Genomic DNA, 20,378 nt, shown 5'->3' on the forward strand with positions numbered 1-20,378 from the left:
CTTGAAAGTCAACAAGAAAATCGATATCGCTGGCGTGGGGATCGAAATGAACCGCGGAACCATGACCAGAGCACGGTGCATCGCAGGCGGGCAAAGTCCCCGGCAGCCGCAGCCGGCGCTGCCAGCAGGGTCTTATCGCACGGCGCGCAGGTAGCGGTCGCGGCCGGTGAGGTCCTGGCCGGTCTCGGCCTGCTTGTACCCGGCCCCGAGCGCGGCCGCGCGTAGCAGCGCCCCCTGCTCGTGGCCGTGCTCCATGACGAGCACGCCGCCGGTGCGCAGCAGGGCGACCGAGCGCACGAGGACGTCGACGGGGATGTCCAGCCCGTCGGGTCCCCCGCCGTAGAGGGCCACGGCGGGCTCGTGCCGGGCCGTCTCGGCGTCCTCCACGGCGCCTGCCGGAACGTAGGGAGGATTGGAGACGACGACATCGACCTGCCCGTTGAGACCGTGGAGGACCAGCGGATCGGTGGCGTCGGCGCGGATCACCTCGACGCGTCCGGGGACCAGCCTCTCGCAGTTCTCACGGGCCGCGGCGGCAGTCGCGTCATCGATCTCGACGGCGACCACCCGCGCATCGGGGACCTCTGCGGCCAAAGCGGCGGCGATGGCGCCCGAGCCCGTGCACAGATCGACGGCGAGTGGGATCGCGCCGTCGTCGGCCCTCCGCCTGGCGGCGTCGATCGCGACCCCCGCCACCACCTCGGTCTCGGGACGCACGATGAAGACGCCGGATCGACTCACCAGCTCCAGGCCGCGGAACCACATGACGCCCAGAATGCGCTGCAGCGGTTCGCGCGCGGCGCGGCGCGCGACGAGAGGGAGGTAGGCGGGCAGGAAGTCGGAGCCGGCACCATCGGCCAGGAGCATGGGACGGCCGAGAACGTGCTCGGCGAGCAGCCGGGCGTCGGTCTCGGGCGAGGCGACACCAGCGGCCCCGAGACGCGCCGCGGCATTCCGCACCTCGCGACGCAGCGCGTAGCGGTCGAGAGCGCTCATGCGGCGCGCGTCGCCCGGACCGATCTCGACGCGGAACCCGACCGATCTCGACGCGGGGGGGTCACGACTGGCCGATCGCAGCCAGGCGCTCGGCCTCGTCCATGGCGACGGCCGAGGCGATGACGGGCCCGAGGTCGCCGTCGAGCACGGCCTCCAGGTTGTAGGCCTTGTACCCGGTGCGGTGATCGGCGATACGGCTCTCGGGAAAGTTGTAGGTGCGAATCCGTTCGGAGCGATCGACGGTGCGCACCTGCGAGCGGCGGGCGTCCGCCTCCTCGGCGGCCGCGGCGGCGGCGCGCTCGGCGAGCAGGCGTGCGCGCAGCACGCGCATGGCCGCCTCCTTGTTCTGCAGCTGGGATTTCTCGTTCTGCATGGACACGACGATGCCGGTGGGCAGATGGGTGATGCGCACGGCGGAGTCCGTGGTGTTGACGGACTGCCCGCCCGGCCCGGAGGAGCGGAAGACGTCGATGCGCAGGTCGGCGGCATCGATCTCGAGCTCCCCGGGGTCGTCGGCCTCGGGCATGACGAGCACGCCCACGGCCGAGGTGTGGATGCGGCCCTGGCTCTCCGTGACGGGCACGCGCTGGACGCGGTGAACCCCGCCCTCGTACTTCAGGTGCGCCCACACCCCGTCCTGGGGCTCCGCGGATCCGCGGGCCTTGACGGCCAGGCGCACGTCCTTGTAGCCGCCGAGCTCGGAGTCGACGGCGCCCAGAACCTCGACGGCCCACCCCATGCGCTCGGCGTAGCGGGTGTACATGCGGGCCAGGTCGGAGGCGAACAGAGCCGACTCCTCACCGCCCTCGCCGGCCTTGACCTCGATAATGACGTCACGGGCGTCGTCGGGATCGCGGGGCACCAGGACCTCCCGAAGACGGCCGGCGGCCGAGGCCTCGGCCTCGGCGAGCCCCGGCAGCTCAGCGGCGAAATCGGCATCCTCGGCGACCAGCTCGCGGGCATCGGCGAGGTCCTCCGAGGCGGCCCGCCAGGCGCGGTGAGCGGCCACGACCCGTCCGAGCTCGGCGTAGCGGCGCCCCAGGCGGCGCATGGCGCCGGGATCGGAGGCGACGGCCGGGTCGGCCATGTCCCGCTCCAGGTCGGCGTACTCGGCGAGCAACGGCTCGACGGCGGAGAAGTCCTCGCTCATGGTGTCCTCGGAGCCTTCGGGGGGGGGAACGGTTCGGGGCTTGGAACCGATCTCGGCGCGGAATCGGACCGATCTCGGCGAGACGCGACGACGCCGACGGGGCTCGCGGGGAGCACCCGTCGGCGTCGTGCAAGCCGGTTACCTCTTGCGCTTGCCGTAGCGAGCCTCGAACCGGGCCACGCGGCCACCGGTGTCGAGGATCTTCTGCTTGCCCGTGTAGAACGGGTGGCAGGCCGAGCAGACATCGACACGAATCTCACCGGAGGTGGCGGTCGAGCGAGTCTCGAAGGTGTTGCCGCACGTGCACGTGACCGTGGTGGGCACGTAGTCGGGGTGAATCCCCTGCTTCATGGTGTCTCCTAGCATTCAGAGGGCGCCGGGTCCCGCACGCGAATGCGATGCGGGTGAACCGGAGGCCGGAGGTGATTATGCCGCCGGCCCGTGAGGCGCACAATGGTCGACGCTGCTCGGGTTCCGAGACGTGCGCGACACCTCGCGCGCCGCGCCCGACTGAGCACGATGGCGCCGCAGCCCCATCGGGGCCGCGGCGCCACGGCGGCGATAACGCCTGGATGCTCGACGCGGCGAGCGACTGCTCGGAATCAGGCGCTGCGGCGAGCACGACGCAGCGCGACGCCCCCGCCCACCAGGGACAGGGCGATCAGCACGCCCGCGCCGACGGCAGGACCGGTCCTGGCCAGTCCGGGAGCGGGCTTGGAGGTGACCGTGACGGCGGCAGGAGCCTCGGAGACCGCCTCAGCGGCGCACTGGGTCATGACCTCCTCCGAGCCCTCGAAGTTCCAGTCGATCATCTGAACGATGGCCTCGCCGGCCTTCAGGACGAAGTCGTAGCCCCACGCCTCGGTGCCGACGTTCGCACCCATCGTGTAGGTCCCGGTGACGACCTCGCCGGCCTCACCGCTGACATCCACGGTGCCGACCTGCTTGCCGTCGTCCCAGACGGCGATGGTGTAGGAGCCCGCGGTGTTGATCCGAACCTCGAAGGTCAGGACGCAGCCGCTGCGGTGGATGGAGATGACCGAGGCCTCGTCGGTGTACTGCACGTTGTCGGCGGTCATGCCCTCATCGCCCGCGATGGTCGGGGCCGCGCTTGGAGAGGTGCTCGCCGTCCCCGCATCCGAGCCCTCGGTCGCGGGAGCGGAGGAGGACGTCTGGCCGGGAGTGGTCGGGGGAGTCGTCTTCTGAGACTCGGAGCCGGCTCCGGGCTGCCCGACGTCCGACTTATCGCCGGGCGTCCCGCTCCCGGTCCCGCCGTCCCCCGCCGGGGACGTGGGAGCGCCGGTGGTCGGCGCGTCGGACGTGGGGGTCGGCGTGGGCGTCGGCGTCTGGGAGGCGGTGGAGGACGGCCCGTCCTGGCTCATCGACCCCGAGTTCGAGTTCGACGAGCTATCGTCCGCGGCCGCCACGGGAGCGATGAGCAGACCGGCACTCAGCACGGCGCCGAGTAGACCGGTGGTGATGCGGGATCGTTTCATGGGGATGTCCTTCAAATGGGGAGGGAGATGGCTTACAACCTACTTTACACCCCCCTCTTCGCAGCGGACCAGCCGAGTGGGACCTGACAACTCGTCCCGCGCCCGCCCGCGGAGGCCCGGCGAGCCCGCCGAGGGCGTGCGGAGGAGCCCCACCGCGACCACGGCGCGGCGTCGCGAACGGCGCCGCCCCTCGATGGGGACGACGCCGTTCGGGCGGCCTCCGGCTCCCGCCCTACTCCTCGGAGTCGGCCAGCGAGGTGCCAGCCGGCGTCGTCTTGGAGATGACCATGAGGAACTCGGCATTGGACTGGGTGTCCTTGAGCTTGCCGAGGACCAGCTCGAGGGCCTGCTGCTGCTCCAGCCCCGTGAACAGGCGGCGCAGTCGCCACATGATCTTGAGCTGGGCGGGGTCGATGAGCAGCTCCTCGCGACGGGTCGAGGAGGCGGCCACGTCCACCGCCGGGAAGATGCGCTTCTCCGCCAGCTGACGGGACAGGCGCAGCTCCATGTTCCCGGTCCCCTTGAACTCCTCGAAGATCACCTCATCCATCTTCGAGCCGGTCTCCACCAGCGCGGTGGCCAGAATCGTGAGCGACCCGCCGTTCTCGATATTGCGGGCGGCCCCGAAGAAGCGCTTGGGCGGGTAGAGGGCGGAGGCGTCCACACCACCGGACAGGATGCGGCCGCTGGCCGGAGCGGACAGGTTGTAGGCGCGGCCGAGCCTCGTGATGGAGTCGAGCAGCACGACGACGTCCTGCCCGAGCTCGACCAGCCGCTTGGCACGCTCAATGGCGAGCTCGGCGACGGTCGTGTGGTCGGAGGCGGGGCGGTCGAAGGTCGAGGCGATGACCTCGCCCTTGACCGTGCGCTGCATGTCGGTGACCTCCTCGGGGCGCTCATCGACGAGCACGACCATGAGGTGGGCCTCGGGGTTGTTGACGGAGATCGCATTGGCGATCTGCTGCAGGACGATGGTCTTGCCGGCCTTGGGCGGGGAGACGATGAGCCCGCGCTGTCCCTTGCCGATGGGGGCGACCAGGTCGATGACGCGCGGGGTCATGGCCTTGGGCGTGGTCTCCAGGCGCAACTGCTCCTGAGGGTAGAGAGGGGTGAGCTTGGTGAACTCGGGACGGCGCCTGGCGCGCTCGGGATCCATCCCGTTGATGGTCTCGACGCTCACCAGCGGGTTGTACTTCTGACGGCCCGCGCGGTTCTGCCGACGGTTGTTGCGGCCCTGGTGACCGCCCGGGTGGGAGGTCTCCCCGCCCTCGCGGACCCAGCCCGTGATGGCGTCGCCCGGCCGCAGACCGTTGTCCTTGATCTGGTGGGCCGAGACGTAGACGTCCTTGGGACCGGACAGGTAGCCGGAGGTGCGCAGATAGGCGTGCTGGTGGTCGGAGACGTCGAGGATGCCGGCGACGGGCAGGAGCACCTCGTCCTCGCGCGACTGCTGGCCGCGGCCCTGGTTGCCCTCGCCCTGGGAGCCGTCGCGGTCGCGATCGCGGCGCTTGCGGCCACGACGGCGGCGTCCGCCACGACCCTCCTCGTCCCAGTCGGTCTCATGACCGCGCCCACCGCCATCGCGACGCTTGCGATCGGGCTCCACGGCAGGGGTGCCGGTGGCGTCGGCGAGGTCGCGCATGAGTGCGGCCTTCGCGTCGAAGTGGCCCTCCGAGGAGTCGGTGCGCTCGCGAGACGCGCGGTTATCGATCCGCTCCGGAGCGCCCGCGGCGGCCTGGGCCCGACGGCGCCCGCGACGCGGGGACTCCGGAGCCCCCTGCTGATCACTGCGCCGATCACCGTGCTGGGCGTCCTGGGCATCCCGCTCGCCGGTGCGGCTCTCGTCCGAGGGGGCGCCGTCGGCGTCCTTCTCCGGACGGACCGGCAGCTCCACAGCGGGGACCTCGGCCCGCGGGGCGCTCGCCGCCGCGGTTGGGCGACGCCTCCGCGGGCGGGACTGCGCGGGCTCGTCCGCGGCCCGCTCGACGCGAGACGGCTGAGCATCGGTCGAACGGGTCTCGGATGAGTCGGATGAGTCGGTCGTGTCGTCCGCGTCGCCCTCGACGACTCGCTTCCCGGCGGGCTCGGTCGCGGGCGTCTCCGCCCCCGACTCGGCGCCGGAGACGGCGCTGACAGCATTGTCCGCGGAGGCGGGGGGCTTGACGGAATCGTCGGAGGCTCCGCCGTCGCGAATGGCGGCGACGAGCTCGCTCTTACGCATGCGCGAGATGCCCTTGAGGCCCATCGAGCCGGCGAGCTGCTGAAGCTCGGCCAGCCGCATGGTGGACAGCGAGGGCTGGGCGCTGGAGGTCTCGGTCACGAGTGTCCTTACGGTGTGGTTGCGCTCCACAAGAGGAAACGTTCAACTGGGGGGACTCCCCCCGGAACCATTCACGGGGCGGGTCGTGCACTGCCGGTTTCTGCTGAGGCTGCGCCTCACGTCCGGGGCTCGTGCGCTCTACGGTGCGGCATAGATCCGCAGCGCAGATATCGCAAGCATAGCAGTCGGCGAGTACACGCGCATACATATAGTGCTGACGACGCGTATAACGCATGCCACGTTCACCACGGTCGCCGCGTGCGCCGGGCCGGCGAGGACGATGCGAGGGCGCCCGGTCCCGGGCTCGCCATGGGGGCGTCGTACGGGTTCTTGGCGTGCGAGGGCGCGGTGGGCGAGGCGTGCGCGACTGATCGGTCCTTATCTCATCGAGCGCGGCCGCCGGAGTGCTGGTCCCCGGAGCGGCCGGCTCACAAGGCCGGTTCAGGACGCCGGTACTGCGCCCCGGGTGTCGATGCCGGGGCGCAGGACCGTCCAACCGTGCCGCTCGAGCGTGAAACGGGTCTGCTGCGCGATGTCCGCCAGCACCAGCACCGTGGGCCCGGCGCCGGAGATGACTGCGGGATACCCCTGCCCGCGCAGCGAGTCCATGACCGCCATCGACGCCGGCAGCACGCTCCGGCGGTACTCCTGGTGGAGACGGTCCTCGGTGCCCGCCATGAGCAGCTCAGGACGACCCGCCAGTGCGAGCATGAGCACGGCGGCCCGCGAGGTGTTGAACAGGGCGTCCGTCCGCGGCACCGAGTCCGGCAGGGCCCTGCGCGCCTCCTCGGTGCTCAGGCGGGTCGCGGGCGGCGGCACGAGGAGGCTCACCGGCAACGATCCGTCCACCGGCATGGGCGCGGCCCTGGGCGCGCCGTCGGCCTCCGTCCAGGCCACGGTCGCCCCGCCGAAGACGGCGGGCGCGACATTGTCGGGGTGCCCCTCGAAACCGGTGGCGATGCGGAACACCTCGTCGGCGGGCAGGGCCAGGGGCTCGGAGAGCAGGCCTCGGGCGAGCATGAGGCCGGCCACGACCGCCGAGGCGGACGAGCCCATGCCCCCGCCATGCGGAATGCGATTGACGCAGTGCATCTCGAAGCCGGCCTGCGGAGCGCCGACGGCGTCGAGACCCGCGCGCAGGGCGCGCACGACGAGGTTGTCGTCGCCGGTGGGCACCGCGCCCTCCCCCGCGCCCTCGACGTGCACACGGGTGGTGCCGACGATCGGACGGACCTCGACCTCGTCGTAGTAGCGGAGGGCCATGCCGAAGGAGTCGAAGCCCGGCCCCATGTTGGCGGTGGTGGCGGGCACCCGCACGGCGGCCCGCTCTTTCGCCAGGCGCATCGTCACCGCCCCTCGACGCGCCGGACGGAGACGACCTCGGGCACGCGGGCCTCATCGCGCAGCGCGTCGACGGCCGCGTCCAGGTGGAAGACGCCGGCGGGATGGGTGACGATCGTGACGATGGCGTCGCGCCCGCCGACGTAGGCGCTCTGACGCACCGAGTCGATGGACACCTCGTTGTCGGCGAAGACACCGGCGACGATGGCCAGGGACCCGGGCTGGTCGTCCACGCGCAGCTGCACCTGGTAGCGGGTGACGGCGGAGGCGGGACCGAGGATCGGCAGGTCGGCGTAGTTGGACTCGCGAGGAGCCTGACCGCCGTTGACGCGGTGGAACGCAGCGGCGACGACGTCGGACAGGACGGCGGAGGCCGTGGGCGCGCCGCCCGCGCCCTGCCCGTAGAACATGAGGCGCCCGGCCGACTCCGCCTCGATCAGCACGGCGTTGAAGGCCCCGTGGACCGAGGCCAGCGGGTTGGCGGCGGGCACGAGCGAGGGGTGGACCCGCACGGACACGCCGCGGGCGTGGGCGTCGTCGCGGCACTGGGCGATGGCCAGGAGCTTGATCTCGCAGCCGGAGGCGTGGGCCTCGCGTATGTCGTCGGCGGTGACGTCGCGGATGCCCTCGACCTGGACGTCGGACAGGCCGACGCGGGTGTGGAAGGCGAGGGAGGCGATGATGGCCGCCTTGGCGGCGGCGTCGAGGCCGTCGACGTCGGCGGTGGGGTCGGCCTCGGCGTAGCCGAGGGCCTGGGCGGAGGCGAGGGCCTCCTCGAAGGACAGGCCCTTGGCGCTCATCTCGTCGAGGATGTAGTTGGTGGTGCCGTTGACGATGCCGAGCACGCTGGTGACCCGGTCCCCGGCCATGGACTCGCGCAGGGCGTAGACCACGGGGATGGCGCCGGCGACGGCCGCCTCGTAGTAGAAGTCGGTGCCGGCGGCGGCCGCGGCGTCGTAGAGCTCGGGGCCGTGGGCGGCGATGAGGGCCTTGTTGCCGGTGACGACGGAGGCGCCGGACTTGAAGGCGGCGAGGATGAGGGTGCGCGCGGGCTCGATACCGCCGATGAGCTCGATGACGATGTCGTTGCCCGTGGCCACGGCCGTGACATCGTCGGTCAGGAGAGCGCGGGGGACGGACGGGTCCCTGGGCGCGTCGAGGTTGCGCACGGCGACTCCGGTGACCTCCAGCCGGGCGCCGGAGCGGGCGGCGAAGTCGTCCGCCTGCTCGAGGAGGAGCCGGACGACCTGGGTGCCGACGGTACCGGAGCCGAGAACGCCGACCCGCAGCGCGGGCGCGGCGTCGGGACGGGAGGGGGCCGGCTGGGGCTGCTCAGTCACGAGGGACCACCTTGCTCAGGAGGGGATTCGCCGAAGGGCGATTGCGTCGCGGCCCAGCATATGCGGCGGCACCCGTCGGGCGACCCGCATCTCACCGCGCACGTCGCACGAGATGACGGGGCTTGACCTTCATGAGAACGAGTCTTATCTTATGCGAGCCTCGCCTCATCCGCTTCGCGAACGCCGCGCAAGCGCCTCCTCGACCCCACCGGGAGCAGCACCATGGACTCACCCGCGACCGCCTCCGCAGCAGGCGAGAGCCCGAACGAGAAGCCGGCCGGGGGGCCCGGCGAGCCCGTCATCCGCACCTCCCGGCACGCCGGCCTGCGCGACTCGGTCCTCGGCACCCGCAACCTCATGACCGTGGCCGCCCTCGGCGTCGTGGGGGCGATCATGGTCGTGCCGCTGACCTACCTCTCCCTCATCGTGGCCGTCAACCCGAACGGCATCCTCATCATGTGCGCCCTCATGGGGGCCTGGATCATCCCCTATCTCCTGCCGGGCGTCATCGTGAACAAGCCGGGGGTCTTCGTCGTCAGCGGCCTGGTCATGGGCGTGATCGGCGCCTTCCTCACCCCGCAGGGCCCGCCCGCGATCCTCGGCAACGTCTTCGGCTCCCTGCTCGTGGGCGCGCCGGTGGCGGTCCTCCTCTACCGGCGCTGGACCTGGTGGGTCTACGCGATCTCCGGCGTCGTCTTCGGGGGCTTCAACGCCTCCGTCTACGGGTCCGGCTTCCAGATCGCCCTCACCAGGGGTCAGGTGAGCCTCGGCATCGTCCTCTCGATCGCCTCATGCTGGGCCGGAGTGGCCATCTGCCTGCTGCTCAAGCGCGCCTTGGCGCGCACCGGCGTCGGCGTGACCCGATGACGGCGCCGACCGTCGAGGGGGCTCGGCGCGCCGGGACGAGCGGCTCGGGGGACGCGCCCCCGCTCGCCCGCCTGGACCGGGTGAGCGTGCGCTACGCCGGCACCGGGGCGTGGGTCCCCGAGGGGGCGACGCTTTCGCTGCCCGCCGGGACCACGACGCTCCTGCTCGGCCCCTCCGGGTGCGGCAAGTCCACCGTCACGCTCACTCTCAACGGACTCGTCCCGCACTCGGTCCCCTCCGACTACCGCGGCAGCGTCCTCGTGGCCGGGCGGGAGGTGGCCGACGCGGACATCTCCCACCTGGCCCGCAGCGTCGCCATGGTCATGCAGGACCCCGACTCGCAGATCGTGACCACGAAGGTCCTCGACGAGGTCTGCTACGCCCTGGAGAATCTGCGGGTACCGGCCTCGCGGATCGAGCCGCGGGCCCTGGCCGCCCTCGAGGCGGTCGGCATGGCGCGCTTGGCCCGGGAGAGCCCCTGGGAGCTGAGCGGTGGGCAGCGCCAGCGGGTCGTGCTCGCCGCGGCCCTCGCCGTCGAGCCGGCGCTGCTCGTGCTCGATGAGCCGACCGCCAACCTCGACCCGGCCGGATCCGCGGACTTCTACGCGCTCCTCCCCTCCCTCAAGGAGCGGGGCACGGCGATCCTCGTCGTCGAGCACGACCTGGACGAGCTCGTCAGCGCCGTCGACCACGTCATCGCCCTGGACGCCGACGGCGCGACGATCGCGGCCGGACCGCCCCGGGAGGTCTTCGGGGCCCGCGGCGAGACGCTGGCCGCGGAGGGCATCCGCCTTCCCACGGCCGTGCGCCTGCACCGGCTCCTGGCCTCTCGCGCGCGGCCCGGGATGGAGGACGACGCGCCGGCCCTCCCGCTGACGCTCGACGACGCCGCCCGAGCGCTCGCCGGGGCCCGCCTCGAGCAGCCGCCCCCGTCCCGCGCGGCCCCGGAGGGGCCCGCGCCGGCCGCCGCCGGCGAGTCCCCCGACGGCGGCCCCGAACCCGTTCTCGTCGCGCGGGACCTCGCAGTGCCCAGGGGACGGGGGCGGGCGCGCCGCGAGGTGCTCCACGGCATCGACCTCACCGTGAGGCGGGGCGAGATCCTCGCCATCATCGGGGTCAACGGCTCGGGGAAGTCCACGCTCCTGCGGGCGCTCGCCGGACTGGAGACGTGGACGAACGGGGAGGTGGTCGTCGCCGGCAGGCCCCGGCGCCCCGGCCGCACCGGGCGCGCGGTCACCCTGGTCATGCAGAATCCGGAGCACCAGTTCCTGGAGCGCACCGTGCGCGACGAACTGGCGCACGGCATGCGCCTGGAGGGCGCGGAGCCCGCCCGGGTCGACCGAGCGGTCGCCGATATGCTGGCCCGTTTCAACCTCGTGGAGCGCGCGGAGACGAACCCCTTCCTGCTCTCCGGAGGCCAGCAGCGGCGCCTGTCCGTGGCCTCGGTGCTCGGCGAGCACCGCGAGGTCATCTGCCTGGACGAGCCGACCTTCGGACAGGACCGCCGGAGCGCCGAGGCCCTCATGGACCGGCTCCACGATGTCGCGACCGGGGGCGCGGGCCTGATCATCGCCACCCATGACATGGAGCTCGCCGCCGAGCACGCCGACCGCGTGCTCATCCTGGCCCGGGGAGCGGTCCTGGCCGACGGGCCGGCCCGCGAGCTCCTCGCCGATGCTTCGCTGCTGGAGCGGGCCGGTCTGCGCCCGCCCGCCCTGGCCCGGGTGACCCGCGCCGCCGCGGATCTGGGGGCGAGGACGCCGCCGTGCGTCTCCTGGAAGGAGCTGGCATGAGCGCACCGGACGACAGCGCGCACGGCGCTCAACCGATCGCGCGCCCCGAGGGAGCCGGTCCGGGGCTCAGCGCCCTGCTCGCACTCGATCCGCTGTCGCCCTTCGCGGCGATCGCTCCGCTCGCCGTCGTCATCGCCGCCCTGAGCACCCCGGTCCCGGCGCTGTGGACGCTCGGCGTCGCCGCCGTCGTCCTCGTGACGGCCGACCTGCGGCGCGGCCCGGTCCTGGTCGTCGTGGTCCTCGCGCTCGCCGCGATCGTCGGCTCGGCCCTGGCCGTCTCCGCGCCCATCGAGCGGGTCGGGGCCTCCCCCGTCGTCATCGAGGCCCTCGGCGTGGGCCTCCAGCGCAACCAGGTGCTCGCCGGGGTGCGCCTGGGGGGCAAGCTCGGCGCGGTCCTGTCGCTGCTCCTGCTCACCGGGCTGCTCGCCGGCCCCAGGGACCTGCTGCGGGCGATGGTGATCCACCTGCACGTGCCCTACCGCATCGCCTATGCGGGCATGGCCGCCCTCGGCTTCCGGGAGCGCTTCGCCATCGAGTATCGAGTCATTCAGGAGGCGCACGCCCTGCGCGGCACGCGGGTCTCACCGTCGTTCCTGAGGCCCCTGGTGCGGCGGTGGACGGCGGTGCCCGCCCTCATGGCCGGGGCCGTGCGCCACGCCGAGCGGGTGTCCATGTCGATGGACGCGCGCGGCTTCGGAGCCCACCCCCACCGAACCGAGCGCTCGGCTCCGCGCTGGCGATGGCGCGACACCATCCTCGTCCTGGCCTGCTGGGCCCTGACGGCCGTCATCGTCGTGCGTTTCGGCGGTGCGGGAGTCACCCTCCACGAAATCTGACGTCTCTCGCCGATCCGCCCTGTCCGCGATCGGCCCGCCGCCCGGCCGTGGTCGGCGCGCGCCCGTGAGGCAGGAGGGCCGGCCGTGCCAGTCATAGCCGTCGCCGCTGCGGCCCGCCCGCATCCGCGGGAGAGGAGGCCCGCACGCCGGGGTCACCGGTCCTGCTGCCGCAGGAGCCTGACCAGACGCACGGTCAGGACCGACCAGCCCGCGAGTGCGAGCAGGACCACCGCAACGCCCATCGCACTCTGCAGCGGCGGGTGGATGCCGATCACCAGGAGCAGCCCGATCAGGGCGCAGGTCACCAGGGTCCAAGCGGCCGCCGCATTGCTCTCCAGGACGGCGTACCGCCCGGCGGCCGGGGCGGCATCCCGGCTCCAGGTCGGGGGCGGGAACTCCAAGGATGAGCGTGCGATGTCCATGGCACGACTGTAAGAAGAGCCTCATCCGTCGGGTAGGTCACTAGGATGGGTTCTTCTCCCCGTCCACTCCTCCTGGAGGAGTAGAGGAGTCCCCCTTGTCGTGGCTCCGCCCTGGTCACGCGTTCCTCCGACACCGCCGCACCAGGACGGCGCCCACGAGCATGACGACCGCGCAGACGGCGAAGATCCGATCGCGCTCGCGACGCCGCGTGAACACGACGTTGATGGCCGCCAGATCGGTGGGGCCCAGAAGCGCCGCGAAGACGCCCTGGACGACGCGCGCGGCCACCAGCACGGGGAAGGAGGGCGCCAGGCCCGCGACGAGACCGGCAACAACGATCGTTTCGTTTTTGCGCGTCTGCCGGATGATGCTCCGCAGCAGAGCCTCAGGCGGTCATGCGTCCCCCTCCAGACGCAGCAGGTCCTCGATGGTCTCGGGGCGCAGCACCCAGCCCTGCCTCCCGCCATCGACCCAGGCCACGCCGGGGCGGGTGAACAGGTTGTAGTTGCTCGCCATGGAGCGTCCGTAGGCGCCGGTCGCGGGCACGGCCAGGACGTCGCCCGTCGCCAGGTCGCCGGGCAGGTCGACGTCGCGCACGACGACGTCGCCGCTCTCGCAGTGCTTGCCGACCACTCGGGCGCGCACGAGCCCCGCGGCGGGATTCGGGCGACGGTTGGCGAGAAGCGCCGTGTAGGCGGCGTCGTAGAGGGCGGGACGGATGTTGTCGCTCATGCCGCCGTCGACGCTGACGTACGAACGACCGGCTCCGCCGCCGAGCCGGACGCGCTTGAGGCCGGTGACCGTGTAGAGGGTGACCGTGGTGGGCCCGATGACGCTGCGCCCGGGCTCGACCGACACGCGCGGCACCGGATCCCCCAGGTCGGCGCAGGTGACGCGCACGGCGTCGGCCAGCGCACGGGCGACCTCCGCGGCGCTCGGCGGCACGGGGTCGGCACCCGTGTAGGCGATGCCGTAACCGCCGCCGAGGTCCACCTCCTCGCACAGCGCCCCGGCGGCGTCGGGATGGGCATGGCGCAGCCGCAGGACGACGCCGACAGCCTCGCGGAACCCCGTCAGATCGAGGATCTGGGAACCGATGTGGGAGTGCAGGCCCGCCAGTACCAGCTCGGGAGCCGCATGGATGGCCTCGATGACGCGCGCCGCCTCGCCGGAGGCGACGGACACGCCGAACTTCTGGTCCTCGTGGCCGGTGGAGATGAACTCGTGCCCGCCGGCGTGGATGCCGGTGGTCAGCCGCAGCATGACCCGACCGGTCTCGTCCGGGCCGTACACGCCCGCCTCGCGCAGGTCGCGGACCGCCCCGGCCGCGAGCACGACCTCATCGGCGGAGTCGAGGACGAGGTGGCCGACCCGGTGGGCCAGGGCCGTGCGCATCTCGGCGCGGCTCTTGCCGTTGCCGTGCAGCCCCAGTCGTGCGGCGCGCGAGACCTCATCCGCGCCGTTCGCGCCGTCGATGGCGGCCAGACCCGTCAGGGCCACCGCGAGCTCGATGCGACCGGCCGCGTCGATGCCCATGCCCTCGGCCAGGACGGTGCGCGCCACGCGGGTGGTGAGGAAAGCCTTGCCGGCGTAGAAGGCCTCGCCGCCGTTCATGCCGTAGGCGGGCCAGAACTCCTCCGCCATGGCGGCGGCCCAGGTGGCGGCGCGGCCGCGCAGATCGGCCTCGTCCATGACGAAGACGGGCGTGGGGGCCTCGGCCAGGATCTCGGTCAGGCCGCGCCCGCCGATGCGCAGGGCGCCGTCGTCGCCGCGGCGGGCGGTGGAGGGCCACAGGTCGGGCCGCTCATCGGGCTCGGGGGCCACCAGAGCGCCCAGCGGGGCCTCCCCGACGGGAACACTCGCAGCAGTCATGATTCTCCTCCCGACGTCGATGCCGTGTCCTCCGATCTCGGTGCGCAACCGGACCGGTCTCGCGAGATCGGTCGAGCGCGGCGGCGAGATCGGTCCTCCCGCCGGCGCTCACCGCGTGGCGCTCACATGCGCTCCGGAGCGCTGACTCCCAGCATGTCCAGACCGTTGGCGATGACCCGCCCGACGGCGTCGTTGAGCCACAGGCGGGCGACGTGGCCGGCGTTCACGACGTCGTCACCGCGGGGGGTGACGCGGGTGGCCCCGTACCAGGTGTGGTAGGCCGCCGCGAGCTGCTCGAGGTAGCGGGCCACCCGGTGCTGCTCGCGCAGCTGCGCGGCCTGGGCGACGATCGCCGGGAACTGGGCGAGCACGCCGAGCAGCGCGGAGTCGGCCGGGTCGTCCAGCGCCGCCGGGACGAAGCCGGCCTCGCGGGACACGCCGTGCTCCGCGGCGTTGCGGGCCACGTTGCGCGTGCGGGCGTGGGCGTACTGGACGTAGTACACCGGGTTCTCGCTCGAGGTGGAGGCCAGCAGGTCCAGGTCGATGTCGATGGTGGAGTCCATGGACGAGCGGGCCAGGGCGTAGCGGGCGGCGTCCACGCCGACGGCGTCGACGAGGTCGCCGAGTGTCACGATGGTGCCGGCGCGCTTGGACATGCGCACGGGCTGGCCGTCCTTGACGAGGTTGACGAACTGGCCGATGATGATCTGCATGTTGACGCCGGGCTCGTCGCCGAAGGCGGCGCACATGGCCATCATGCGACCGACGTAGCCGTGGTGGTCGGCGCCGAACAGGAAGATGGAGCAGTCCGCGCCGCGCTCGCGCTTGTCCAGGTAGTAGGCGAGATCGGCGGCGAAGTAGGCCGCCTCGCCATCGGACTTGATGAGGACCCGGTCCTTGTCGTCGCCGAACTCGGTCGTGCGCAGCCAGGTTGCGCCGTCGCGCTCCTCGATGACGCCGCGCTCGCGCAGGCGGTCGATGGCACGATCGACGGCGCCCGAGGTGTGCAGGGAGTCCTCGTGGAAGAAGACGTCGAAGTCGGAGCGGAAGGCGTGGAGCTCGGACTTGATGGAGTCGAACATGAGCTCGACGCCGCGGGCGCGGAAGACCTCGGCGGCCTCGTCGTCGGGCAGTCCGACGGGATCGGGGCGGCCGGCGGCCGCCTCGTCGGCGACGACTCGCTGCGCGATCTCGCCGATGTAGGCGCCGCCGTAGCCGTCCTCGGGCGTCTCCTGGCCTCGGGCGGAGGCCAGCAGGGAGCTGGCGAAGTGGTCGATCTGGGCACCGTGGTCGTTGAAGTAGTACTCGCGGGTGACACTGGCGCCGCAGGCGGACAGGATCCGGGCCAGGGAGTCGCCGACGGCGGCCCACCGGGCGCCGCCCAGGTGCACCGGGCCGGTGGGGTTGGCCGAGACGTACTCGAGGTTGATGTGCTGACCGACCAGGGTCTCGTTGCGGCCGTAGGACTCCCCGGCCTCGATAATGGTGCGGGCCAGCTCTCCGGCGGACGCGGCGCTCAGGCGGAAGTTGAGGAAACCGGGTCCGGCGACCTCCACGGAGGCGACGCCGTCGAGGGCCTCAAGGCGCGGGACGAGGAGCTCGGCGAGGTCGCGCGGCTTGGTGCCCGCCTTCTTGGCCAGCTGCATGGCGACGTTGGTGGACCAGTCGCCGTGGTCGCGGTTGCGGGGGCGCTCGACGCGGGGAAGCGGCACATCCTCGACGCTCAGGGCGAGGGAGCCGTCTGCGGCGGCAGTAGTCAGGACGGTGCGGGTCGCTTCAGCGAGCTCTTCTGGGGTCACGGGCACAGGGTAGCGGAGCAGTGCGGCGACGTCGCATCCCGACGGCTCCCGAGAGTTCCCGGCAGCCGCGGCGCTCGGGGAGGAGGCGAGTCGGCGCGAGGCGCCGACGAGGGCGCCGGCCGCTCTCCGAGGGACTAGGATTTTCGACGATCCGAAATCGCATGGTCGGCTCCCGCCCTCCCCGTGCGCGCCCCGACGAGGCTCATCATGCTCGACGACTCCTCCGCATCCTCCGCCGCACCCCTCGGCCCGGACTCCGCGCCCGGAGACGGCGCGACCACGGGCGAGTCCGATGCCGTCGCACGCATCGCGCGGGCCCATGCGCCCGCGTCACGGCCCGCTCCCCCGCGCCACCGCCTCCTCGCGCTGCTCGGCCCAGCCTTCGTCGCCGCCGTCGCCTACGTCGACCCGGGCAATGTGGCCGCCAACATCACCGCCGGCGCCCGTTACGGCTACGCGCTCGTGTGGGTCCTCGTCCTGGCCAACGCCATGGCGGTCCTCATCCAGTACCAGAGCGCCAAGCTCGGCATCGTCACCGGGCGGTCCCTGCCCGAGGTGCTCGGCGAGCGTCTCGGACGCCGAGCGCGCCTGGCCTTCTGGGGTCAGGCCGAGCTCGTCGCCGCCGCCACGGACCTGGCCGAGGTGATCGGCGGCGCCGTCGCCCTCCATCTCCTGCTCGGACTGCCGCTGCTGACCGGGGGCTGCATGATCGGCGCCGTCTCCATGCTGCTTCTGGCCCTGCAGGAGAGGCGCAGCCAGCGCACCTTCGAGGGCGTCGTCGTCGGCCTGCTCGTCGCGGTGACGATCGGCTTCGTGGGCGGGCTCGTCGTCGCCCCGCCCGACTGGTCCTCAACGGCCGCCGGGCTCGTCCCCCGCCTGCGGGACTCCGACAGTCTGCTCGTGGCCGCCTCGATGCTCGGCGCGACCGTCATGCCGCACGCGATCTACCTGCACTCCTCGCTCGTGCGCGACCACCACGACGAGATCGGAGAGGGGCGCGGCCGGCGCACGTCCGACGACGGCTCCGGCGGCTCGGCCGATTCGACCGACCGGGCCCGTGACGACGACAGCGGGGCGCGCACCGCCGTCCTCATCCGCGCCACGCGCATCGACGTTGCCTGGGCGCTGGCCGTGGCCGGCGCCGTCAACATCGCCCTGCTGCTGCTCGCCGCCTCGGCGCTGTCCGGCGCCGAGGGGACGGACACGATCGAGGGAGCCCACGCCGCCATCACGGCGTCGCTGGGACCGGCCGTCGGCGTCGTCTTCGCCGTGGGATTGCTCGCCTCCGGGCTGGCCTCCACGTCGGTGGGGGCCTACGCGGGGTCCGAGATCATGGCCGGACTGCTGCACGTGCGCGTGCCCTTGCTGCTGCGCAGAGCGATCACGCTCATACCCGCGCTGGTCATCATCGGGGTCGGCGCGGAGCCGACATGGGCGCTCGTGCTGAGCCAGGTGGTGCTGTCCTTCGGGATCCCCCTGGCGATCGTGCCCCTCATGCGGATGACCGGTTCGCCGAGGCTCATGGGGCGGTGGCGCGACGGCGCTCCGCTGCGCTGGACGGCGCGGGCGGCAGCGGCGCTCATCATCGTGCTCAACATGGCGCTGGTGTGGCTCACGATCACCGGCCGTGCCTGAGAGGAGCGCTCCGGGCTCTCCGCAACCCGGGGACGTAAAGCGAGAAACGTCACATCGCAGCCGCGATGAGCCCCGCGTCCCGAGTCCCGGCGCCGCTGGCCGCGCTCGGAGTGCCGTTCTGCGGCGGCAAAGGCAGGGTCCCCGACCGTGGGGCACCGCTGGCCGTGCGCGGAGTGCAGACGAACCGCGAGCGGTGAGTCGGGCGGGCGAGACCCGGTTTCGGCCTGCGGGCCTCGCACTGGTAGAGTTCCGCCTCGGGCCCCGGTAGCTCAGTGGATAGAGCGTCTGCCTCCGGAGCAGAAGGCCGCAGGTTCGAATCCTGTCCGGGGCACCGCCCCCGCGCCCCCGCCGCCCCCCGCGACGGGGGTCTCTTGCCGTCCAGACCCGGACGCGTACGGCGCCGGGATCCATGTGGCGCCATCCTCCGTGACAACCTGACTCGGCATGAGGTCGTCGACGGTCACGCCGAAGGCCTGGGCGAGCTTGAACAGATCCTCCGCCGGCCAGGTGATCCTCCCGCGGAGACGTTGGCTGATGTTCGAGCCCGCAACACCGAGGAAGGCGCCGACCTGCGCGCGCGTCAAGTTGTGGGTCAACAGGTACTGGTTCACGGCGACGCCGACGGCGGCATCGAAGGTCATTGCAGTAGATGCAGTCGTGGTAGGCACGCGACAAATATACCGGATGAGCGTCTCGCTAACAAGAAGACACTTGACATACACAAGAAGGACGAGCATGCTGCCCTCATGCATGAACGTATGACTAACATGTCTGAGTCAAACATGCTCAGTGGCCGCGAGGCAGCGGCGCTACTACCCGGGATCACCTATACAACCCTGATGCGCTGGGCACGCCAGGGCCAGATCCCCTCGACCCAGTACGTGGAGGGAGGCAAAAGACTGTTTCGTCGGGAGGACATCGAGGCTCTATTAACGCTTGGAGCGGTGCCGCGCCGGCTTGTGGAGAAGCCAGCTCGATCGTCGGGCGAGCTCCCGGGTCAGGGGGCGCTGTCATTGTGAGTGAGTTCTTCGTTGTTCGTAGGGGTGCGACGGCGCTTCGTAATGAGGTGGTGTGGGACTCGTCGATCAGTTTCGGGGCGCTGGGGATCCTGGCGCGGGCGCTGGCGTCGGCGCCGGGGATGCACCTGGGCTACCGGGCGTTCGCGGGTCGCGGGATGGGTTGGAGGCGTCCATGACGCCGTCGTCGTTCATGAGGCCGGGCACCGCCGCGTTCGCCTGGCCCGCCGGGATGATGCCCAGCCCGATCATCTGGGTGATGATGGTCACTGTTGTTGCCCGGTTGGCGTCCTCCCTCATCATCTGGCTGTGGTCGATCGCCTCGGACAGGTGCTGGGTCAGGGCGTCCGCGGTGGCGTTCTGCGCGATGCGCTTGGTCGTGTCCTCACCGCGGAACGTGTCAATGAAAGAGAGTTTCCGGGAACTCATGAGCGGACCTCCTTGTCCTGGTCACCGGGCGCACCCACGACCTCGAAGAAGCGTTTCTCGAGGTCGTGCGGTCGACCAGAGGTGAAATCGGCGAGAGAGCCCGCGCAACGAAGCGTTCGCTGAAGGATCATGACGTCGTCGACAGTCTGGGCCACTTCGGCCAGTTGGTGACTCGAGAGGAGCACGGTCTTCCCCTTGGCAGCCAGACCGCGCAAGGTCTCGCGCAACCAGCGGATGCCATCGGGATCCAGTCCGGAGGCCGGCTCGTCAAGGATCAGGAGCCGCGGATCGGCCGGCATTGCCAGAGCCAGCCCGTGACGCTGTCGCATTCCGGTCGACAGGTTCGAAACGCGCTTGCCTCCCATGTCGGGAGGTCCGACGAAGTCGAGCACCTCCTCACAGTGCCGCTTCGGCAGCCGCAGGGTGCTCGCCCACAGACGAAGGTCACTGATCACCGTCGCGCCGGGCAGTGCGCCCATGCGGTCCATGCTCACACCGATCCGACGAGCGGCATCAGGCAGCTCGTCGTAGGTGCTGCCGAACACCCGAGCTTCCCCGGAGTCCGCGCGATAGAGACCGAGCGTCGCGCGGAGGGTGGTCGTCTTGCCGGCACCGTTGCGTCCCAGCAGCCCCACCACTCGGCCTTCAACCACGTCGAACGTGACGTCCTCGACGACTCGTGCCCTCCGAAACTCTTGCGGAGCCCCCGCACGCTGATAGGGCTGGCAGTCACTGCGCTCGCTCCCCACGCACTATCTTGACAACCAGGTAGAGCATTCCCAGCACAATGGCTGCGCAGATAAAGATGCGCAGAGCACCCTGAAGATACACTCCAGCGAGAGCCGACAAAAGCAGCAGCGCGACAACTCCTGAGAGATACTTCATTGCAGATTTAGACATGACAACAACATCCTTCCTCGACAGACCGGGGGTAGTCGGAAAAACAATAGAACGTAGAACAGAGGATCGGGGCGGTCTCCCACCGAACGCCTCCAGCACCGGTGGGGGACCGCGCGGGAGTTGCCACCGCCCTATGAGACCCGCTCCGAGAAATGGGTACCTGGG

The 20,378-nt window shown here is 71.6% G+C and carries 19 protein-coding genes, 1 tRNA gene and 1 pseudogene; 6 read left to right on the plus strand and 15 right to left on the minus strand.

The features are described from left to right. Window positions 1-132: 132 nt before the first annotated feature. The 7 genes from prmC to G448_RS0110025 form a co-directional block, all read right to left on the minus strand. A complete protein-coding gene (gene prmC, locus G448_RS0109995; RefSeq protein WP_026407856.1) occupies window positions 133-996 on the minus strand; it encodes a peptide chain release factor N(5)-glutamine methyltransferase in 864 nt (287 codons plus the stop codon). Window positions 997-1,057: 61 nt separating this feature from the next. Next, window positions 1,058-2,146: a peptide chain release factor 1 gene (prfA, locus tag G448_RS0110000; RefSeq protein WP_026407857.1), complete on the minus strand. Its 1,089-nt coding sequence runs from the start codon at window positions 2,144-2,146 to the stop codon at window positions 1,058-1,060. Window positions 2,147-2,284: 138 nt separating this feature from the next. Next, window positions 2,285-2,497, minus strand: coding sequence for a 50S ribosomal protein L31 (gene rpmE, locus G448_RS0110005; RefSeq protein ID WP_026407858.1), 213 nt, complete (start codon window positions 2,495-2,497; stop codon window positions 2,285-2,287). A gap of 251 nt (window positions 2,498-2,748) precedes the next feature. After that, window positions 2,749-3,642, minus strand: a complete 894-nt coding sequence (locus G448_RS0110010) for a hypothetical protein (protein ID WP_026407859.1) — start codon at window positions 3,640-3,642, stop codon at window positions 2,749-2,751. A gap of 232 nt (window positions 3,643-3,874) precedes the next feature. Continuing rightward, window positions 3,875-5,962, minus strand: a complete 2,088-nt coding sequence (gene rho / locus G448_RS0110015) for a transcription termination factor Rho (RefSeq protein WP_026407860.1) — start codon at window positions 5,960-5,962, stop codon at window positions 3,875-3,877. 441 nt (window positions 5,963-6,403) lie between these two features. Then, window positions 6,404-7,306, minus strand: a complete 903-nt coding sequence (thrB, locus tag G448_RS0110020; RefSeq protein ID WP_026407861.1) for a homoserine kinase — start codon at window positions 7,304-7,306, stop codon at window positions 6,404-6,406. Window positions 7,307-7,308: 2 nt separating this feature from the next. Then, window positions 7,309-8,643 (minus strand): homoserine dehydrogenase, encoded by a 1,335-nt coding sequence (locus tag G448_RS0110025; protein ID WP_034495031.1) that lies wholly within the window; start codon window positions 8,641-8,643, stop codon window positions 7,309-7,311. A gap of 222 nt (window positions 8,644-8,865) precedes the next feature. On the opposite strand from G448_RS0110025, the gene G448_RS18435 reads away from it, so the two are divergent. Genes G448_RS18435 through G448_RS16165 form a run of 3 tightly spaced genes read left to right on the plus strand, consistent with a single transcriptional unit; the run spans window position 8,866 to window position 12,139 of the window. Then, window positions 8,866-9,510 carry an ECF transporter S component gene (locus G448_RS18435; protein WP_084436634.1) on the plus strand — a complete coding sequence of 215 codons (645 nt, stop codon included), beginning with the start codon at window positions 8,866-8,868 and terminating at the stop codon, window positions 9,508-9,510. Then, window positions 9,507-11,303, plus strand: coding sequence for an ABC transporter ATP-binding protein (locus G448_RS16160; RefSeq protein ID WP_051268899.1), 1,797 nt, complete (start codon window positions 9,507-9,509; stop codon window positions 11,301-11,303). The genes G448_RS18435 and G448_RS16160 overlap by 4 nt, the downstream gene beginning before the upstream one ends. Then, window positions 11,300-12,139 (plus strand): energy-coupling factor transporter transmembrane component T family protein, encoded by an 840-nt coding sequence (locus G448_RS16165; RefSeq protein WP_051268901.1) that lies wholly within the window; start codon window positions 11,300-11,302, stop codon window positions 12,137-12,139. Before G448_RS16160 ends, G448_RS16165 begins: the two co-directional genes overlap by 4 nt. A 152-nt stretch (window positions 12,140-12,291) precedes the next feature. Here G448_RS16165 and G448_RS0110045 read toward each other — a convergent pair whose 3' ends face one another. The 4 genes from G448_RS0110045 to argS form a co-directional block, all read right to left on the minus strand. Next, window positions 12,292-12,561, minus strand: a complete 270-nt coding sequence (locus G448_RS0110045) for a hypothetical protein (RefSeq protein WP_026407864.1) — start codon at window positions 12,559-12,561, stop codon at window positions 12,292-12,294. Between the two features lie 115 nt (window positions 12,562-12,676). After that, complete coding sequence (locus G448_RS0110050; protein WP_026407865.1) at window positions 12,677-12,856, minus strand: hypothetical protein; 180 nt, start codon at window positions 12,854-12,856, stop codon at window positions 12,677-12,679. Window positions 12,857-12,955: 99 nt separating this feature from the next. After that, window positions 12,956-14,434, minus strand: a complete 1,479-nt coding sequence (gene lysA / locus G448_RS0110055) for a diaminopimelate decarboxylase (protein WP_026407866.1) — start codon at window positions 14,432-14,434, stop codon at window positions 12,956-12,958. A 122-nt stretch (window positions 14,435-14,556) separates the two neighbouring features. Next, on the minus strand, window positions 14,557-16,233 hold the full coding sequence (gene argS, locus G448_RS0110060; protein WP_026407867.1) for an arginine--tRNA ligase: 1,677 nt from the start codon (window positions 16,231-16,233) through the stop codon (window positions 14,557-14,559). 207 nt (window positions 16,234-16,440) lie between these two features. Here argS and G448_RS0110065 point away from each other — a divergent pair, with 207 nt between their 5' ends. Together G448_RS0110065 and G448_RS0110070 are read left to right on the plus strand one after the other, a co-directional pair. Then, entirely contained in the window at window positions 16,441-17,868 is a 1,428-nt protein-coding gene (locus G448_RS0110065; RefSeq protein WP_084436696.1) for an Nramp family divalent metal transporter, read from the plus strand. A 258-nt stretch (window positions 17,869-18,126) separates the two neighbouring features. After that, a tRNA-Arg gene (locus tag G448_RS0110070) sits at window positions 18,127-18,199 on the plus strand. 127 nt (window positions 18,200-18,326) lie between these two features. Here G448_RS0110070 and G448_RS19245 read toward each other — a convergent pair. Beyond that, window positions 18,327-18,620: pseudogene (locus tag G448_RS19245) on the minus strand (helix-turn-helix domain-containing protein); the annotation flags it as partial. A 30-nt stretch (window positions 18,621-18,650) separates the two neighbouring features. Between G448_RS19245 and G448_RS19250 the strand changes: the two are divergent. Continuing rightward, window positions 18,651-18,887, plus strand: a complete 237-nt coding sequence (locus G448_RS19250; protein WP_425393659.1) for a helix-turn-helix domain-containing protein — start codon at window positions 18,651-18,653, stop codon at window positions 18,885-18,887. 66 nt (window positions 18,888-18,953) lie between these two features. On the opposite strand, the gene G448_RS0110075 is transcribed toward G448_RS19250, so the two are convergent. The 3 genes from G448_RS0110075 to G448_RS18200 are packed head-to-tail and all read right to left on the minus strand — an operon-like array spanning window position 18,954 to window position 20,213. Next, window positions 18,954-19,313 carry a hypothetical protein gene (locus G448_RS0110075; protein WP_026407869.1) on the minus strand — a complete coding sequence of 120 codons (360 nt, stop codon included), beginning with the start codon at window positions 19,311-19,313 and terminating at the stop codon, window positions 18,954-18,956. Then, window positions 19,310-20,062 carry an ATP-binding cassette domain-containing protein gene (locus tag G448_RS16170; protein WP_084436641.1) on the minus strand — a complete coding sequence of 251 codons (753 nt, stop codon included), beginning with the start codon at window positions 20,060-20,062 and terminating at the stop codon, window positions 19,310-19,312. Before G448_RS16170 ends, G448_RS0110075 begins: the two co-directional genes overlap by 4 nt. Then, the gene (locus G448_RS18200; RefSeq protein WP_156911010.1) at window positions 20,043-20,213 is read right to left on the minus strand and encodes a hypothetical protein; all 171 of its coding nucleotides are present in this window, start codon (window positions 20,211-20,213) and stop codon (window positions 20,043-20,045) included. Before G448_RS18200 ends, G448_RS16170 begins: the two co-directional genes overlap by 20 nt. Window positions 20,214-20,378 lie beyond the last annotated feature (165 nt).

This window comes from Actinomyces gerencseriae DSM 6844 (genome assembly GCF_000429265.1).
Taxonomy (GTDB): Bacteria; Actinomycetota; Actinomycetes; order Actinomycetales; family Actinomycetaceae; genus Actinomyces; species Actinomyces gerencseriae.

What these genes read in the sequence shown, in the direction of transcription:
- lysA (WP_026407866.1), bottom strand. Translation starts at nt 14,434, where the DNA reads ATGACTGCTGCGAGTGTTCCCGTCGGGGAGGCCCCGCTGGGCGCTCTG.
- G448_RS0110010 (WP_026407859.1), bottom strand. Translation starts at nt 3,642, where the DNA reads ATGAAACGATCCCGCATCACCACCGGTCTACTCGGCGCCGTGCTGAGT.
- G448_RS18200 (WP_156911010.1), bottom strand. Translation starts at nt 20,213, where the DNA reads ATGTCTAAATCTGCAATGAAGTATCTCTCAGGAGTTGTCGCGCTGCTG.
- G448_RS18435 (WP_084436634.1), top strand. Translation starts at nt 8,866, where the DNA reads ATGGACTCACCCGCGACCGCCTCCGCAGCAGGCGAGAGCCCGAACGAG.
- rpmE (WP_026407858.1), bottom strand. Translation starts at nt 2,497, where the DNA reads ATGAAGCAGGGGATTCACCCCGACTACGTGCCCACCACGGTCACGTGC.
- thrB (WP_026407861.1), bottom strand. Translation starts at nt 7,306, where the DNA reads ATGCGCCTGGCGAAAGAGCGGGCCGCCGTGCGGGTGCCCGCCACCACC.
- G448_RS16160 (WP_051268899.1), top strand. Translation starts at nt 9,507, where the DNA reads ATGACGGCGCCGACCGTCGAGGGGGCTCGGCGCGCCGGGACGAGCGGC.
- G448_RS16165 (WP_051268901.1), top strand. Translation starts at nt 11,300, where the DNA reads ATGAGCGCACCGGACGACAGCGCGCACGGCGCTCAACCGATCGCGCGC.
- prfA (WP_026407857.1), bottom strand. Translation starts at nt 2,146, where the DNA reads ATGAGCGAGGACTTCTCCGCCGTCGAGCCGTTGCTCGCCGAGTACGCC.
- prmC (WP_026407856.1), bottom strand. Translation starts at nt 996, where the DNA reads ATGAGCGCTCTCGACCGCTACGCGCTGCGTCGCGAGGTGCGGAATGCC.
- G448_RS0110075 (WP_026407869.1), bottom strand. Translation starts at nt 19,313, where the DNA reads ATGAGTTCCCGGAAACTCTCTTTCATTGACACGTTCCGCGGTGAGGAC.
- G448_RS19250 (WP_425393659.1), top strand. Translation starts at nt 18,651, where the DNA reads ATGCTCAGTGGCCGCGAGGCAGCGGCGCTACTACCCGGGATCACCTAT.
- G448_RS0110045 (WP_026407864.1), bottom strand. Translation starts at nt 12,561, where the DNA reads ATGGACATCGCACGCTCATCCTTGGAGTTCCCGCCCCCGACCTGGAGC.
- G448_RS0110065 (WP_084436696.1), top strand. Translation starts at nt 16,441, where the DNA reads ATGCTCGACGACTCCTCCGCATCCTCCGCCGCACCCCTCGGCCCGGAC.